Origin of the sequence: Litorilituus lipolyticus, from assembly GCF_006439335.1 — a bacterium.
In the GTDB taxonomy this organism is placed as follows: Bacteria; Pseudomonadota; Gammaproteobacteria; order Enterobacterales; family Alteromonadaceae; genus Colwellia; species Colwellia lipolytica.
Genome location: NZ_SAWY01000027.1, coordinates 109,569 through 125,383, shown reverse-complemented (window position 1 = coordinate 125,383; position 15,815 = coordinate 109,569). Strand labels below are relative to the sequence as shown.

Genomic DNA, 15,815 nt, shown 5'->3' with positions numbered 1-15,815 from the left:
TTCAAGCAAACAGTTGGCCTACCTACGTTAGTGCAGGCCAACTTTACTTATCATCGATATAATTTACTTATATTCCAGCTAGTCTTCTACTCTTACACCCCAAACGTCATGCTCATCTGCATGGATAATTTGTACCCAAAGTTGATCACCCGGTTTAGCGTCATAGTCATCAGATAAATATACTTTACCATCCACTTCTGGCGCATCCATGTATGAGCGGCCTACTATGCCTAGTTCATTCACTTCATCAACTAAAATAAGGTACTCTTGTCCAATGCGCGCCTGAAGCTTATCAGCACTAATTTTTGCTTGAACTGCCATAAAACGCTGCAGCCTATCTTCCATCACGTCATCTGGTACATGATCTGGTAATTCATTTGCTGTAGCACCTTCAACGGGTGAATATTTAAAACAACCAACACGATCAAGCTGAGCTTCTTCTAAAAAGTCTAATAACTCTTGGAATTCTTCTTCTGTTTCACCCGGGAAACCAACAATAAACGTCGAACGAATCACTAATTCAGGACAGATTTCACGCCATTTAGCAATGCGCTCTAATACCCGCTCCGAACTACCAGGACGTTTCATCAACTTAAGAATACGCTTATTAGCATGTTGAAAAGGAATATCTAGATAAGGAAGAATTTTTCCTTCAGCCATTAATGGAATAATATTATCAACATGCGGGTACGGATATACATAGTGCAAACGAACCCATACGCCCTGTTTTGCTAATTCTTCACAAAGCTGCTGCATGTGCGTTTTAACAGGCATACCTTCGTAAAAATCTAGTTTATGTTTTACATCAACACCATATGCTGATGTATCTTGAGAAATAACCAATAACTCTTTAACGCCAGCATTTACTAATCGCTTTGCTTCACCAATCACATCACCCACAGGGCGCGAATCTAAATCACCACGCATTGACGGAATAATACAAAATGTACAACGGTGGTTGCACCCTTCTGATATTTTCAAATAGGCATAATGTTTAGGCGTAAGTTTAACGCCATGATCAGGTACTAAATCAATTAACGGATTATGCTCAGGTTTTGCCACGTGTTCATGTACTTGTGAAAGAACTTCATCGTACGCATGTGGGCCTGTAACACCCAACACATTAGGATGAAGCTCAATGATTTCATCTTTCTTTGCACCTAAACAGCCAGTGACCAACACCTTACCATTCTCAGCCAGAGCTTCTCCAATAGTATCAAGAGACTCTTGAACAGCAGAGTCAATAAAACCGCAAGTGTTAACAATCACCATTTCTGCATCATCATACGAATTGACTACATCGTAACCTTCTGTACGAAGTTGCGTTAAAATTCGCTCTGAATCAACTAGATTTTTAGGGCACCCCAGACTCACGAAGCCTACCTTTGCAGCGCGTTCTGAATTTTGCTGAGCATTGCTTTGCTCTGTTAAAACCTTAGCTGGAGTTTCAAGCGTTGTTGTTTGCTTGGCAATGTTATCGCTTGCTTTAGTGGCTAATTTAGATGGGTTTTGTGGATCGAATTGTTCTACGGTCATATTGTGCTCTGCTGATCTAACTAAACTCAAACCGATAGGTTAAAGCATCATAAGTGGTGGTTTAACAGCCTTTATTGCAATTTCAATGTCATTGCTGAGGCTGTTGTTTAATGCGCGGGATTATACAGGAAAGATTTATTGAGTGGTATTTTTACAATTCTGTTATTGATATTAAAAAATAGCCGACAATCCTATTTCTTTAATATCTCATTTATTTTCTTATAACCGTAATAATCAGCAATAAAAATGGGAAACGCACTTAACACAGCTACACTACTTTGACTATTTAAGTATTTTTTTTGCTGTATCTCAAATATAGACGATTGAGAAATATAATCTGTTGGGAGGCTAAAAACATCATTAACTAAATAGTTTAATTTTTTGCAATGCTCATCAATAATATATTGCCATTGACTAAAAGATAAAGCCGACAAGTCTCTTAATAACTGATCTCCTTCTTTATGAACTAATCCTTTATACTTAATATTATTCCGAGCATTTACGACAACGTTTTGAAATTCTACAGACGTTGATAAATGTCTAATTGCTTCTACCATCGGATAACTAATATACAGTTTTCCATTTTCAGTTTCTTCATCAAAGTGTTCAAGCATAGCTTGTAGTTTTTTATCATCAGCTGCTGTTGCATGCCCATCAAAATCGAAAAACAAGTATATTTCTGATACATCTGAAGACTTAACATCTTTCAATAAATCAGTGTTTTGAGGTTTTTCTTTTAAATAAAAGAAAAAATCTAGGTCTGGATCTTTATGTAGCCTGTGATAAAGGCTATATATTTCAGAACAATAAACACCATATACAACAGTATTTTCGCTTTCATTCAAAAAGTGTTCTTTAAAGCTTTGAAAAACTAACTTTTCTGTCTTCTCTCCTTCAAATACCAATAAAATGTGATTAGCCACTAAACGCCCCAGCTTTATACATTTTTTCAATATTATGAGCTTCACGTAACTCTTTGCTTGTATTATTAGTTAATGAGCTAATCTTATTTGGATACATTAAAAAGTAACAATCAGGGCGAAGCAACTCATTACTCATAATACTAGTATTATGAGTAGTAATTACAGACTGTGCATCTATATCTCGTATAAGCTCAACAACAGCAGAAGACAATGCGTGATGATAAAAGGCATCAAATTCATCTACAAATAAAAATGTTACTTTTGAATCGCCTTTTAACCTTTGGTACCAATAATAAAATAGTGCCAAGGACTTTGTACCTTGAGAAGCAATCTCAAAAAATGAAACTTTTTTTCCATTAAAGTCGAAAGCTAGATCAATTTGCTCACTAGTTTCAATCGTACTTAATCTACACTCAATCCCTACTCTATTTAGAAATTTTTCAAAATGTTTTACATTACCATTTTCAATAATATCCTTTCCAAGGCTTCTTGAGCCTTGTTGGAAGCCTATATACCTATTACTATCTAAAGAACGGAAAAAAAGCATGCCGTTAACGAACTCTACAAACTTAAAGAAACATAAGTTTTCGCAGTTATCTTCTAATACAGAATTTTTCTTGATGTAAGAAACAAGTGATATTTTGGACTCTCCAAGATCTGAACGTAAGCTTTCAGCACCAATTGCATTTATGATTGCTTCCGAGCTTTCTCTACGGTCAATGGAAGCATATACATTTCCATTTATCATTATCTCTTCATAAACTAAAGTTTCTAAATCAGTCTTTCCATAACTATAAGTCACTTCATTCCCATCAAACTGAAATGTAAAAACAAACTCTGCAATATCAGAGTCGTTAGAAATATTAAGATAATTCTTATAACACTCTGCTGCCGAGTTTTTATCTGTTAAGTGTGAGATAATATCAAAGATTGCAAAACCTAAGTTTGATTTACCAACGCCATTATGACCATAAACTAATGCTTTATTTACAACCCCTTCTTTGACGCAGTCTTTATTAAACAAGTACATATTAGTATCTGTTAAATCTAAAGTTATCTTTTTATCAAAATTTTTAAAGTTTGCTACTTCAAACCTTGTCAACATTTGGTTGATTCTCCAACTTATTTCTATTCATATATTAAAAACAAACGCACTATAACATAATAAATGACGAGCCGTAAAAAAATTACGGCTGAGTTTATTATAATTAATGTCAAAATATTATCATTTTGTTTTAAAGCAATTATCTAACCACTTTTTTGGTAAAAAATAGTATTTAGATTGCTCATACCACCAACTCGACTGTAACTTATGCTTATCACTAACAACTATAAGCCAAGTTATGCCTTTAATACTATCAACTCAAACCATTAACACTATTCGCTCAACTAGACCGTTACCACAAATAACTATTAAACTATTAGAACAGGATGAACCACATGCTGTTGCTAAGCTACTGTGTTGCGACCTTATTGAGTTTTATTTGTTATGTGAAAAGTTAAAAATTAGTGCATCCTCTTTTGGTAGGCACTTATTTGCTGTACGTTATAAAAGTTTAAACAGTTCGTTGTTCAACTAAGCCAAGTATGAGAGCATTAAAGCAATACAAAAACTTTAATAATGCCCACTGGTTTATGCCCTCAGATAAGAAAAAATGCTACTCCTACATACGTTGGTCGAGTGACAAACAATCAAGCGGAAGCACACTTGCACGCCAGTTAAAAACAGCACAAGAGATTGCTTTCGAGCAAGATTTAGAGCTTGTTGAAATGATAGACAGTGGCATTAGTGCATTTAAAGGTAAGAATGCCAAAGACGGTGAACTTGGTCGTTTTATTGATGCCGTAGAAAATAAACTAATTCCTGATAATAGCTGGTTAGTTGTTGAGAATTTAGACCGTCTATCGCGTGAAGCTATTTTAAGCGCGCAGCGACTGTTTATGAAGCTCCTAGAGCTTGGTATTACTGTTGTTACAGGTATGGATAAAAAGATTTATAGCGGCAAATCTGTTACAGAAAACCCAATGGATTTAATGTATTCAATCATGCTTTTTGCTCGCGCTCACGAAGAGTCAAAAACAAAATCTAAACGAACTTATGGCAATGCTTTAGGTATTATTGAAAAACATAATAACGGTGAACGCAATGCTGATGGTTATGCCATAGCAATTAAGTCAGTTGGCACGAACATGTGGTGGTCTGATTGCTCAGACGGCAGTGTTAAGCCCCACCCTGTTCTATTCCCTATAGCCAAAGAAATAATAAACTTAGCTATTAACGAAGGCATGGGTACTCATAGCATTGTTAAGTTTCTCAACAACAAATACCCTGACGTACTAACTAGCTCAAAAAAACAAGATGGTACTTGGACACTCAATCGTATTTCTCAAATGCTTAAAAAGCGTGTTTTGTTAGGTGAGAAGGTTGTAAACATTGACGATGTTGAGCATGTACTAACTGATTATTACCCTCCACTCTGTGACGAAGATACTTTTTATAAATTAAGAGCTGCTAGGCAAAATCGTAATATAAAACCTGAGCATACAGATAAAGTCTATTTGTTTTTAGGTCGAGACATTATTAGATGCGGACACTGTGGCGCTAAAATGACAAGCCACACAACTAACGAAAATAAAGAAAAAGGTAAATACGACAAGTTCCGCTATAAGTGCGCATCAGGTCAAAATGCTACAGGTAAATGCCGCGCTTGGAGTTTTAATGCAATATGGCTTGATGATGTTGTCGTTAGACTTGCGGCTAATCATATATTTAGACCATTGCATAAATCAAAAGACATTGACCTAGCTATTAAAGGACTTGAAGAAAACCTCGCAGATAAGCAAGTCCAGATAGATAACTTAGTAAAAGTTATCATGTCAGGTGTCACGACTGCCGCTATTCCAAAACAAATTGCTGAACTTGAAGATCAAGTTCAGCAACTAACTAGATCTATTGAGTCATCTAAAAATCATAGAGCTACTGAACTAACTCAAACAGTTGAGTGGGGGGAAGTTGACGAGCGTGTACTTGATTATCATCAACATGAGATACGCCAGCAACTTAAAGAAAAAGTTCGCTTATCTGTTAAACAAGTTATTTGCCAACAGGTAAAAGCGAAGCTTGTTAAATTCACTATTACTTTTATCAACAACATCACTATTGTTGCCTATCGAAGTCCTATGACTTTAGCCTTTGACGGTGGCGCATGGAACGCGTTAGGCGACTTTTACAAGCACCCTGTATCTTTAACTAAAGCTGAACAATTTAAAGGTCATATTAAAGAACCACCAAATAAACAAAATGTTGATATTGCACCTCCAGCTGACGACCCTGTTATACGTTCTGTACTTATATCGAACTATTATGATTATGAGCGTAAAAAGTTAACTGAAGCCAAGCAAAAAGAGCTTGGTGTGACAGAGCTTAATTTTGATCAGAAGCTGGATATTAAAAACACTAAAATACTTACTCCTAGTGATGAACAGTTAGAAGCTATTCATAAAGAAATGTTTAGTGCTCCTGCTAGTAATATTGGCGAGAATGACAGCTACCAATATCAAGGCCTAGATGATGTTTCATCTGAAATGATGGATTTACTTGAATCAGGCGACAAACCTAAAGAGTTATTGCACGACCTAACCCGTGTTGAGCATTTAACTAATTGGGCAAATGGGTTTAGTAAAGATGTGCCTAAAGTAATTGAATCACAATTTAGAACTTTTAAGCACAAATACAAATCTCATATTGGTCATAAAGCAAAGTCAGCTATTCACTATATTGATGAAGTTAATGTTGGTTCGAGTGGCATAATTACGCATCGCGCGCCTATTAAAGAACCTAATAAATAAACTAGCCGTGAAAAAATTAGAGTTGGCATGTAATGAGCTTATGTTAGATTCAAATATTGTTTTCATTTAATGTATAGTGAGTTAATAAAGTTAACCCGTTATTCCCCTAAAGCTAGCTATATTAAGCTTATTTCTTCAATTTAAAAGGAGTTAATGATGAACAAGGCTCTATTTAATGAGTTAGAAAAAATTGGACGTATTCAGCTTTCTGAACACTTTTTCATGCGTGAATTTTTATATTCAGAAATTTCCATTGCTAATAACATTAGCAATTTACCTGATAACTTAGCGATAGCTGTAGAGGCTGGAACTCAGTTATGTGAGCAGGTACTAGAACCGATTCAAAAAGCCTGGGGGCGGCTATATATTCGTTCAGGCTATAGGTCTAGTAAAGTGAATGAATTTGGTAATAAAAACAATATGAATTGCGCCTCAAATGCTAGTAATTTTGGTGCTCACATTTGGGATATTGCTGATAATGAAGGTTTTATTGGGGCTAGTGCTTGTGTTGTTATCCCGAAATTTTTACCATATTTTCAGAAAGCTGGTGACTGGCCATCTCTAGCTTGGTGGTTGCATGAAAATATACCAAATTATACTGACATATGTTTTTTCAACAATAACGCCGCTTTTAACATACGCTGGTCACAAAATATTAGTGCAAAACAAAACATTAAGTCCTTTTTAATTAATCCTGATACTGGTAGTAAAGAAGCTATAGTTAAAAAAGGAAAAATACATCAAAAATATGTGAATATAATCCCATCCAAGAGGTTTGAAAAAATCATCCACTTAATCAAATAAGGTAAGGAAACCACAATGTTGATATCTAGAACTATTCTGGCATCTATTTTCAGTAATACGAACCTATTTTGTGGGAAGGAGGATGTGATACACGCAATCACTTATGGTAGCTTAATAGGCTCTGGCATTCTTCCAATCCAAATAGCAAGAGAACAACCGATATCTTCAAGCAGACTTGATCTTGTTGTATTTGATAAGCAAATAAACGGGCAATTCTATCAATCAAATCTTTTACCTAAGGCTGCTATCGAGGTTAAGGGAGGGGCATACGGTAACAGAAATGCCTTGCATGATGAGATATCTTCTAATGGTTACTGTGCAGATATGGACAAACTAGAAAAAGAGGCTCTAAAAGGGGTCGAGTCTTGGTTTATCTGCATTGATATGCCCGAGCTTGGTCGCTCTATCAATCTGAATAGAATTGCTGATATATATGCTCAATGTAAAAGTAGACATATATCATTTGCTTATTACTGTCAGGGTGAAGATTCTTTTTTTAACGCTCCTACTGATACCAAAGAATCTTATGAAAAGGTCAACCTTAGTAATTCTTACGGGAGCGATACACCTGTACAGTCAATATTAAATATCGATAATCCTGCTTTTATTACTATGTGCAACGAGTTACTAAAGATTAATGGTCATGAGGCTAATACTGTTGCCGCCCTTTATCAATTATTTAGAGACGCTAATTTTGGTGTCCAACAACTATCGCTTGAAACATACTTTTCTTTCGCTAAAACCAATGGTTCAAGAATGCACGACAGACCCGACATGGTCATATTCAATCAACATTTTGACGGTAAATTCAACTTGTATAAAGGCGGGAATAAAAACTGCTCGAATGATGCTCATAAGATGGCTCATATAAATACAATATTTGAAGTAAAAGGAAGTGCTTTAATGAATAAAAAAGGCGATTCTGCACGTTTAAAAATTTACCTTGATGATATTACCAAGTTACAAAACTGGCAAAATATGGCAAGTAAAAATGGCTCTAAGGACTTAAAAGCTTACTTTATATGCCTTGATGGCCGAAAAAAATCATTGCATAACTCTGCTATTGAAGAAATGGTGAATAAATCTAGTAACGTTTCTATTGTTTATATTGGTAATGAAAGAATTGAAGTGTTTCCATAGTTACTATCTAAAATAATTATGAAAATATTTTATGAATACTTAATTTTTTGTATGTTTAACTTCTTATTGAATATTTGTAATATGGTTATCAACGACTTAAAGGACAGTTATGGAAACAGTAAAAGGTATTTTAAGTTTGTTTCTTCTTATAGGACTGGTTGGCTCTCTTCCGAAATGTATGAGTTTAAAAGAAGATCCTAACATCGAACGCTTGAGAGTGGATGTGTGCCTGCATTGGAAAGGAAAGAAATGGGGGGAATCGATTGTTCGAGCACAAGTGAAAGATGAAACTTGTTTGGCTTGGTATGCTGATATCTACCCAGAGAGTGAAATGGGCAAATATAGGGCTAAACTTAATAAAGAAAATGAGTAGTTAAACTTAAACCTTACAGACTAATATTAAATAATTGGAAAGGCAGCTAAGGCTTTCAAACTGCCCTTATGAAGTTAACTATAAACCGCCTATACTGCACAGCATAAAAAATCTTGCTGCGCAGTTATCAGCTGATTTAATGTCTAGCACCTTTTCATGTACAGCATCCAGAGTAGTGGAAAGATTAAGGATTTAGACTTTTCCTTCTCTGCTTCAAGTATCAACATATCACCTTCACACCACAAAGCGCTCTATCGTTAAAAATATAATCAAATGTATGAAAGATTATATTATGCGCTAACCTATTGATTTACAGTGTAGAAAACAATCCATTTTTTCGGTCGCCCATTCATAACATAAGAAAATATACTTAACACAGCAAAAGATTATATTTTTAAGGTGGTGTTATGAAGCAAGCAAAGACATTAAGTGAAAGAGAGTTCAAGCGCGTTATTGCTGTTGTAAGTGCAAGCCGTCACGCCAGCAGAAATGTATTGGCCTTGAGTTTGTCATATTACGCAGGTCTGCGTGTTAAAGAGATTGCAGCACTTTATATTAGTGATCTATTTAATGACAGTGGCAAAGTAAATAATTTTGTGACACTTTCTGCTAATCAAACAAAGGGTAGTAACAGTCGAACTGTTGTGTTTAATAAAAAACTAGTAACACTGCTTGAGCTTTTCTATCTAGAAAATAACCTATCTGAATCAAATATTACTTTACCGCTCATTCGTTCGCAAAAAGGTAAAGGCTTTTCAGGCAATTCACTATGTCAGGTATTTTTAAAGTTATATGAACAAGCAGGTATTGATGGTGCAAGCAGCCATAGTGGGCGCAGAACTTTTATTACAAACTTAGCGCATAAAGGCGTATCAGCGAAGGTATTAATGACGTTGGCAGGACACCAGCATTTAAGCACGACACAACGCTATATTGACGTTAATGATGCCATGCTTAAAGCGGCTGTTGAGTTGATTTAAAAAGTCGTGTTACACGACGTTTAACTGTAATTATGTAATGACCGTTCTAGTGCCTGTAAAGTTTTACGATAGTCGCAATGGTTTTCTGATGCTAGATTTTCTAAATCTTGTTTTGAAATATAGTCAGCCTCATTTTCGCAAGCAATTTCATGCAACTGTGTAGCGATAACACACGGACTTGGTCGACTCATTTTTACGACAATACATCTTGAAACTACAGCGGAATCTATATCCTTTTCAACTGCATTAGCGGTGAATATAAAATGACAATTTTTTTTATAAAGCTCTTTTTCAATGATTGTTCTGAATTTAGATTGTTTATCTTTTAATTCGTAAAACTCATTAATAACAACTAACTTTTTAACCCCAAAATTTAAACTCATTGTTGTTAAATGCTTATCTATTTGGCTGACGATGCTGTTTATTGTATCTGTACCACAGAGATTTAACTGATCTGTTTCATAAAAATCTGCGTACATTGCTGCACCAGCAATATCTGCAATACTTGTTTTACCTGTTGCTGGTGGTCCTAATAATAAAAGAGGATCTGACGATTTGGAGCTAATCCAGTGATTAACTATTTCTTCACTTTCACTATCAGGAAAATTAATCTCAGATAAATTCTTTGGTTTATATTTTTCAGTAAAATTTTTCATGGTGGTTCCTTATACACATTGCAGCGGCTAGCGCTACAATGCATCAAGTTATATTGTTTAATGAAGGCTTAAGTAAACTCAGTTCAAGACCGAACTATTGATTTTCGGCACGCTTAGAATTTTTATCTAATGGTCTGGCTGTAGGAGTAATATTTAACGCTTTCCACCTTTTAGCCTTCTTCGATTTCGTCGACTTCTTTACGAGGTTAGCTATTTTTACTGATGCAGATTTTCCGGGTTGCGTTGTCGCAACTGATTTATAAAGCCTCTCAAAGCTAGCGTTATCAGTTTTTTCTTTTCGGCTTAGTTCCTTTAAAGCTGAATTAAGAACTGTTTGATGGTTAACGCTGTAAAGCACTTCTGTTGAAAAGTCATCTTTAACATTTGCAATTAATACAACAAGCCCAGCCTGCTCAGTAATTGCTTCATGTTGAGGGATTGTAGAAATCGGCGCTAGCTTTTGAGCTATAACCTTGCCATGGTTAATTTTTTCTTCAGCATTTCCACTTTTAGTGTTGGCTGTTCTGATTTCTTCTATACCACCTTTTTCATCAATCCATCGCGGCAACTCTTTTGGTGATATTTTCTCAGAAATAGCTACTTCAACAACTTTTGCATAGGCAGAAACTCGTCGCTTATCACTTGCAAAGACAAGCTTTAACAATTTACGAAGAATGCTGTCATCTGCACGAACTTGCATTTTTCTTGCTTTTAACATCGCTTCTATGTCATTTTTTGCACTACTGCTTTTTTTAAATTCAGTAGCTAATTGGTAACAGTCATCTAACAGCCTGTAAAGCTTTAGGTTACTGCTCTTGTATTCATTCACCTCCCAGTCATTACGGGTTTGGATTAAGGATTCAATAGTACAAATCAAGCCTTTATTAGACATTATTAAGTTCTCAACGGCTTTTTAATTAACTGCAAAAAATACAATCATATTTACGCAGCCCTCGACACACAGCCGCAACTGCATCGAGGTGTACGCAACTATGAATGATTTTTAATATTCCGTCGTGAGGGGGAAGTTAATAAAAACTCCCCTCCTTTAGAAAATCACTATTAAACTCTTTTACTATTATGAGCTTAAGAACCAAATACAATGAGGTGTGAACTAATATTTACTGTGTAATAAAGGAATTATGAGTAGACAGGGAATTTACCGTGCAAGGTATTTTCGATAATGGATTTTGACCACGTTTTAAAATTTCTGATCTCTCTAGTTTCATTTGGAAAGCTTTTAGCGGAGTTTGCATCAGTAGGCCATTTCTTATAGCCGTCAGTTCCTAATTCATTAATAATACTTAGATTATTTGATTGTTTATTTTCTTCCAAAGCAGTAACTAAACAGCCATACAACTTTTCTATTTGCTTTTCTACTGCTTCTAAAGTTGATTGTTTTATTCGCAGTGGATATTTGACTTTGATGTTTTTCTTTTGCCGATAGACACTCTCAATTAGCTCTTTCGCCTGATTTAAAGCTGTTTTTTCATCAAGCGCTAGAGGTATACTTAGATAATATCGGCTTTTAGTACGCGGGATTTCTTTGACGTCGTTGTACTGGTCAACAGAGCCTGCAACAACTAAATGCATGTGATGTCTTTGCCAAACAGCGAAATCATTAAATTCGTGATGTATGTTTCCCCAATGATGATACAGCCCACTCAAATGGGGATACATATCATTGATATTTTCTATTGTCTTTTGGTCATTTTGTTGTTTTGCATCGCAGTATTTTTTATAAGTTTCATTTAATTTAAAAAATTCAAACCAGAGAGCTGTTAATCGATACTGTTGTTGCTCAAGCATTATTTTTTGTTTTGTGTTGTGACAAGATTAGGTAGTAATAACATAATTATTCCCTATTATTAATTTTTGATTTGTCGATTTAAATATAAAGTCGTGTTACACGACTTTTAAAATGTGCGATTAAAGATTTGTTATTGAATTATTACTAGCTCGTCTAGCGAAGCCAGTCGAGAATCACTGCAAGATAGACTTGCTACGTAAACTTCGCATCTATCTATTGTGTCTTTGTTTTTAAGTTAATTGAACAGAAAGGAAAAATAATTAAATAAGTGATATAACTGACACACTCTCAAAACAAGCCCACTGTAGTGAGCCTGTTTAAACTTATGGCAACGACAGAGCTACTATCTACTCGCTGCTACCCCATAAGCTTTTAGTGTATGTTTGTGTTTATTTCGTCCAAAGAATCTGTGTTTGTAGAGCTGACTTGTTTTGTTATGTAGGTCGTCCAACCAATGCTAGTCATAGGCTTGACGTCTGTTTTGCAAAACCCTGAAAATGTTGCTCGTTTCCAGCAGTCTTTTACCAATAATTCAAATTTCCAATCAGGTATGTTTTCAGGCTTATAAAGTGCAAGATGATAATGATAATCCTGCACTTGCCCATCACCTTCTAAGCTTGCATATATTGCGGCTGCTTTCGTCTTGTCATGTATTACTTTGCGTTTATAGTTTTTATAACCAAGTTCAGAGTTATAAAAGTTACAGAATTGATTACATATCTTTTTAGCTTGCTCTTGTGACGAAGTATCATTAGGAAAAGTAAGTGTTGCTGCATAATTAAATTTTGTCTTGCTATTATTAACCCATTCAACAATAGCTTGCTGATTCTTGTTTTTTATTTTCATAAATATCCTTATAAATTAACACATGCTTTTATTTATCTTTTGGCGCTAATAAATTAGTAAAAACACGAAGAAGCATCAGTTTTTATTATGAATATTGCTCTTGGGAAGTGAGCTTTTTCGATAGGTTAAACTCGTTGAATAAATTGATTTTTTAATTAAGTTATTAGCGATTTATTGATAAATAGTTAAAACGGGTTTAATAACCCTTTGCAAAAAGGAGCAGCAATGGAATTGCAAGAAATATATGCACAGTTAAAAGGTTTAAACATGTGCAAATCAGGGTATCAATTTAGTGAACAATTTTTAGGGATGCACAGGAGCTATTACAGCGTAATACTTGCACAAAAGGCACAACCTAGTATCAATGTACTGTCGACTCTAGAATATGTACTTATACTGTTAGTTAGTGTGTTAAATGACGTTGATAGTTTCGAGGTATTGAATAGGCGAAATAAATTGCAATGCCTAGTAGAGTTAGTTCGTTCAAAAATTAACTATTTATGTAAGAGTAGAGTAAAAAGTTAGATTTTATTAACTGTATAGCTGAAAAGTTCAAGGGCGCGTATGCGCCCTTTTGAGTTAAGTAATTATGAAGCTATTTAGCCTTAATTGTGTAGTAGACATAGTTTCTTTCTTGAATTGGCCATTGTTCAGGATAAGGTTCAACAAAGGTCAGCCAACTCACTGGCTTATCTTTTTGTAACTGCATAGGTATAGCTGCAGGTACCCCCCAAGCTCTAACATTATCATTATCTTCAAAACCGACAATATCGTCTGGTGCGATATAAGTAATAGCGTCATTACTTTGCAACTCGAAAGTTCCGTCCCCTTTATTTTTGAAAACATCAACTCCGTCAAAGCTGCCATTACTTGTATTTAATGCTCCAGCAGTAATATCAACAAGATCAAGTAATCCGTCAGAATTGGTATCAAATAAAGTAAAGGTTCCTTCACCACTTTTATAAATATTATCTTCAAAACCCGTACCTACTCTACTTTCGTTCCCTATTAAAACATTGCTATAAGAAACAAAAGAATCATTTTGGTAACTATACAATTGTATGTAACGCCCATCGTAATATGGGTTTGTTCTTGTTTCAGCTAAGATAATTTCATTACCGGGTACATCAGGAAGTATATTTGCTACTTTAGAATAGTTACTCCGCGTATTATTAGCCCCCCAAAAACCTGCGGGTAAATTAACTTTTTTAAAGCTATCGTTATTAGCATTAGAAATATAGGCTACATGATCCTTTATTAAATCACTTTTACCATCGCCATTAATATCACCAATTGCTGAACCGCCAGCTCCAGTAATTTCATCAACAAAAGAATTTGTTTGATCTGTAAAAAAGCCTTGCCCGTCGTTTATAAGTACATGCCCACCTGTATAAATATCATCAACCCCATCATTATTAACATCACCAACAGATATTTCATGAGCTCCCCAGTAAGTACTCATATCAATATTTATATTATCCTTACTTTCTACTAACTTACCTTCATCATTAGAAAGTAACAATAATGGCTTTTCTTTCTCATCATCTGGGAGCTTAAAATCAGGGTTACCATTAAACCCCTCATATGATTGACAAAAAGATGATGCGACAAAGTCGTCTCTTCCATCACCATTGAAATCAGCAATTGCAACACGATACGACCAACATTGCCTTAAACTATCGTAGTTTTCTACAATCGAATTATTCAGTTCCAATGTACCATCTTGAGTTTGCAAAAAGAAAAGTGGTACGGACGGCGTGGTATATTCCCAGTCCCTTGCAATAGTATGAGGTGAATATCCTTTAGTAATAACGACATCCATCAACCCGTCATTATTGAAATCCCCATAACCATAGTTATTTATTTCATATGCAAATATATTATCTTCGTCATTACACACATTTGGATCAGGGTAGCAAACTGCTTCTGTATAGGGCTCTGAGGTCTTCTCACTATACATACCAAAGTATTCAATTTTGTATGTATCATTTTCAGTGACTGTATTATCTGCAATTAGATATTGATTGAAGTCATAAGCATATAACTTGCTAATATCGTTAGTGATATTAATAGTGATATCTTTATATATTGAGCTGTAATTCGAATCAACAAGCTTCAAACGAATTACAGACACTTCGTCTTTTGATATTTCTGGTGTAGTAATTTCAATATTACTTGTAGTCACTTGGCTGCTAATTGACAGCCCAGATATTTGCTCAACGGCCATTTCACCAGCATAGTTAGCAATAGTAAATGAAATAGTGCTAGTGCTGTTTTCATTAACATTTTGATTTTCTAAAACTGTAATGGATGGTTTAGGAACCTCTTTAACGGGTTCTGTATTATCACTTGAACCTCCCCCACCACAAGCAGTTAACATGAAAGGTAAAGCCATTAACAAAATTAATCTACGCATTTTCATTCCCTATAAAGCATATTAAATGATATATAAAACAGTGTTCTAACGAGCTTAATCTATATTTTATATGTAACATGCTACGAGAATAAGGTGGGAATTTCCTAGTTCGTCTAGGAAATATTCTTAGTTTGAAAAAATAGTCCGCATCGCTCTTAATAATGGTTATTATCTACTACCTATATAACCAGCTAACAGCCCGAAACCTAATGCTAAATAATAGCGTTTAACTATTATTAAAAGTGTACTGAGTGCCATAGGTATTGCCATTGCTTCCCAACTGTAATTGTTGCTTATATAAAAAAGCGAGCATAGGGCAACTGTTAAGCACTTTACAAACCAGCCGCCAGTAAAGTAAACAAATGCTCCACTAATAATAAAGCCAACACATACCCCTGCAATTGTTAATAAGTTAAACGCATGTATAAACAAAAATAAAATAATTGTTATTAATAACGGCATGTTTATCCCTTTAAGTTATC

The 15,815-nt window shown here is 34.9% G+C and carries 15 protein-coding genes; 6 read left to right on the top strand and 9 right to left on the bottom strand.

From position 1 onward, the window contains the following. Positions 1–78 precede the first annotated feature (78 nt). From rimO to EPA86_RS12565, 3 genes are all read right to left on the bottom strand, one after another. On the bottom strand, positions 79–1,536 hold the full coding sequence (rimO, locus tag EPA86_RS12575) for a 30S ribosomal protein S12 methylthiotransferase RimO (protein ID WP_140604118.1): 1,458 nt from the start codon (positions 1,534–1,536) through the stop codon (positions 79–81). Positions 1,537–1,727: 191 nt separating this feature from the next. Then, positions 1,728–2,459 (bottom strand): RloB domain-containing protein, encoded by a 732-nt coding sequence (locus tag EPA86_RS12570; protein WP_140604116.1) that lies wholly within the window; start codon positions 2,457–2,459, stop codon positions 1,728–1,730. Next, positions 2,452–3,564: an AAA family ATPase gene (locus tag EPA86_RS12565; RefSeq protein WP_140604114.1), complete on the bottom strand. Its 1,113-nt coding sequence runs from the start codon at positions 3,562–3,564 to the stop codon at positions 2,452–2,454. Before EPA86_RS12565 ends, EPA86_RS12570 begins: the two co-directional genes overlap by 8 nt. A gap of 482 nt (positions 3,565–4,046) precedes the next feature. On the opposite strand from EPA86_RS12565, the gene EPA86_RS12560 reads away from it, so the two are divergent. From EPA86_RS12560 to EPA86_RS12540, 5 genes are all read left to right on the top strand, one after another. Continuing rightward, positions 4,047–6,308, top strand: a complete 2,262-nt coding sequence (locus tag EPA86_RS12560) for a recombinase family protein (protein WP_140604112.1) — start codon at positions 4,047–4,049, stop codon at positions 6,306–6,308. Positions 6,309–6,464: 156 nt separating this feature from the next. Beyond that, entirely contained in the window at positions 6,465–7,112 is a 648-nt protein-coding gene (locus EPA86_RS12555) for a peptidase M15 (protein ID WP_140604110.1), read from the top strand. Positions 7,113–7,196: 84 nt separating this feature from the next. Next, a complete protein-coding gene (locus EPA86_RS12550) occupies positions 7,197–8,252 on the top strand; it encodes a hypothetical protein (RefSeq protein WP_140604108.1) in 1,056 nt (351 codons plus the stop codon). 109 nt (positions 8,253–8,361) lie between these two features. After that, complete coding sequence (locus EPA86_RS12545) at positions 8,362–8,625, top strand: hypothetical protein (RefSeq protein ID WP_140604106.1); 264 nt, start codon at positions 8,362–8,364, stop codon at positions 8,623–8,625. 407 nt (positions 8,626–9,032) lie between these two features. Continuing rightward, complete coding sequence (locus tag EPA86_RS12540; RefSeq protein ID WP_140604104.1) at positions 9,033–9,605, top strand: tyrosine-type recombinase/integrase; 573 nt, start codon at positions 9,033–9,035, stop codon at positions 9,603–9,605. Between the two features lie 20 nt (positions 9,606–9,625). Here EPA86_RS12540 and EPA86_RS12535 read toward each other — a convergent pair whose 3' ends face one another. From EPA86_RS12535 to EPA86_RS12520, 4 genes are all read right to left on the bottom strand, one after another. Then, positions 9,626–10,261: an AAA family ATPase gene (locus EPA86_RS12535; protein WP_140604102.1), complete on the bottom strand. Its 636-nt coding sequence runs from the start codon at positions 10,259–10,261 to the stop codon at positions 9,626–9,628. A 94-nt stretch (positions 10,262–10,355) separates the two neighbouring features. Further along, a complete protein-coding gene (locus EPA86_RS12530) occupies positions 10,356–11,153 on the bottom strand; it encodes a hypothetical protein (RefSeq protein ID WP_140604100.1) in 798 nt (265 codons plus the stop codon). A gap of 248 nt (positions 11,154–11,401) precedes the next feature. Next, a complete protein-coding gene (locus EPA86_RS12525) occupies positions 11,402–12,070 on the bottom strand; it encodes a hypothetical protein (protein WP_140604098.1) in 669 nt (222 codons plus the stop codon). A gap of 373 nt (positions 12,071–12,443) precedes the next feature. Then, positions 12,444–12,917: a hypothetical protein gene (locus EPA86_RS12520; protein ID WP_140604096.1), complete on the bottom strand. Its 474-nt coding sequence runs from the start codon at positions 12,915–12,917 to the stop codon at positions 12,444–12,446. Positions 12,918–13,142: 225 nt separating this feature from the next. Between EPA86_RS12520 and EPA86_RS18525 the strand changes: the two genes are divergently transcribed. Beyond that, entirely contained in the window at positions 13,143–13,442 is a 300-nt protein-coding gene (locus tag EPA86_RS18525) for a DUF6626 family protein (RefSeq protein ID WP_425462573.1), read from the top strand. Positions 13,443–13,512: 70 nt separating this feature from the next. On the opposite strand, the gene EPA86_RS12515 is transcribed toward EPA86_RS18525, so the two are convergent. Further along, positions 13,513–15,333 (bottom strand): FG-GAP repeat domain-containing protein, encoded by a 1,821-nt coding sequence (locus EPA86_RS12515; RefSeq protein WP_170309651.1) that lies wholly within the window; start codon positions 15,331–15,333, stop codon positions 13,513–13,515. A gap of 168 nt (positions 15,334–15,501) precedes the next feature. Further along, positions 15,502–15,795 carry a hypothetical protein gene (locus tag EPA86_RS12510; RefSeq protein ID WP_140604092.1) on the bottom strand — a complete coding sequence of 98 codons (294 nt, stop codon included), beginning with the start codon at positions 15,793–15,795 and terminating at the stop codon, positions 15,502–15,504. Positions 15,796–15,815: the final 20 nt, after the last annotated feature.

Bases quoted from the DNA above. Each gene is read 5' to 3' on its own strand.
- rimO (WP_140604118.1), bottom strand. From the start codon at position 1,536: ATGACCGTAGAACAATTCGATCCACAAAACCCATCTAAATTAGCCACT.
- EPA86_RS12565 (WP_140604114.1), bottom strand. From the start codon at position 3,564: ATGTTGACAAGGTTTGAAGTAGCAAACTTTAAAAATTTTGATAAAAAG.
- EPA86_RS12560 (WP_140604112.1), top strand. From the start codon at position 4,047: ATGAGAGCATTAAAGCAATACAAAAACTTTAATAATGCCCACTGGTTT.
- EPA86_RS12555 (WP_140604110.1), top strand. From the start codon at position 6,465: ATGAACAAGGCTCTATTTAATGAGTTAGAAAAAATTGGACGTATTCAG.
- EPA86_RS12545 (WP_140604106.1), top strand. From the start codon at position 8,362: ATGGAAACAGTAAAAGGTATTTTAAGTTTGTTTCTTCTTATAGGACTG.
- EPA86_RS12540 (WP_140604104.1), top strand. From the start codon at position 9,033: ATGAAGCAAGCAAAGACATTAAGTGAAAGAGAGTTCAAGCGCGTTATT.
- EPA86_RS12535 (WP_140604102.1), bottom strand. From the start codon at position 10,261: ATGAAAAATTTTACTGAAAAATATAAACCAAAGAATTTATCTGAGATT.
- EPA86_RS12530 (WP_140604100.1), bottom strand. From the start codon at position 11,153: ATGTCTAATAAAGGCTTGATTTGTACTATTGAATCCTTAATCCAAACC.
- EPA86_RS12525 (WP_140604098.1), bottom strand. From the start codon at position 12,070: ATGCTTGAGCAACAACAGTATCGATTAACAGCTCTCTGGTTTGAATTT.
- EPA86_RS12520 (WP_140604096.1), bottom strand. From the start codon at position 12,917: ATGAAAATAAAAAACAAGAATCAGCAAGCTATTGTTGAATGGGTTAAT.
- EPA86_RS18525 (WP_425462573.1), top strand. From the start codon at position 13,143: ATGGAATTGCAAGAAATATATGCACAGTTAAAAGGTTTAAACATGTGC.
- EPA86_RS12515 (WP_170309651.1), bottom strand. From the start codon at position 15,333: ATGCGTAGATTAATTTTGTTAATGGCTTTACCTTTCATGTTAACTGCT.
- EPA86_RS12510 (WP_140604092.1), bottom strand. From the start codon at position 15,795: ATGCCGTTATTAATAACAATTATTTTATTTTTGTTTATACATGCGTTT.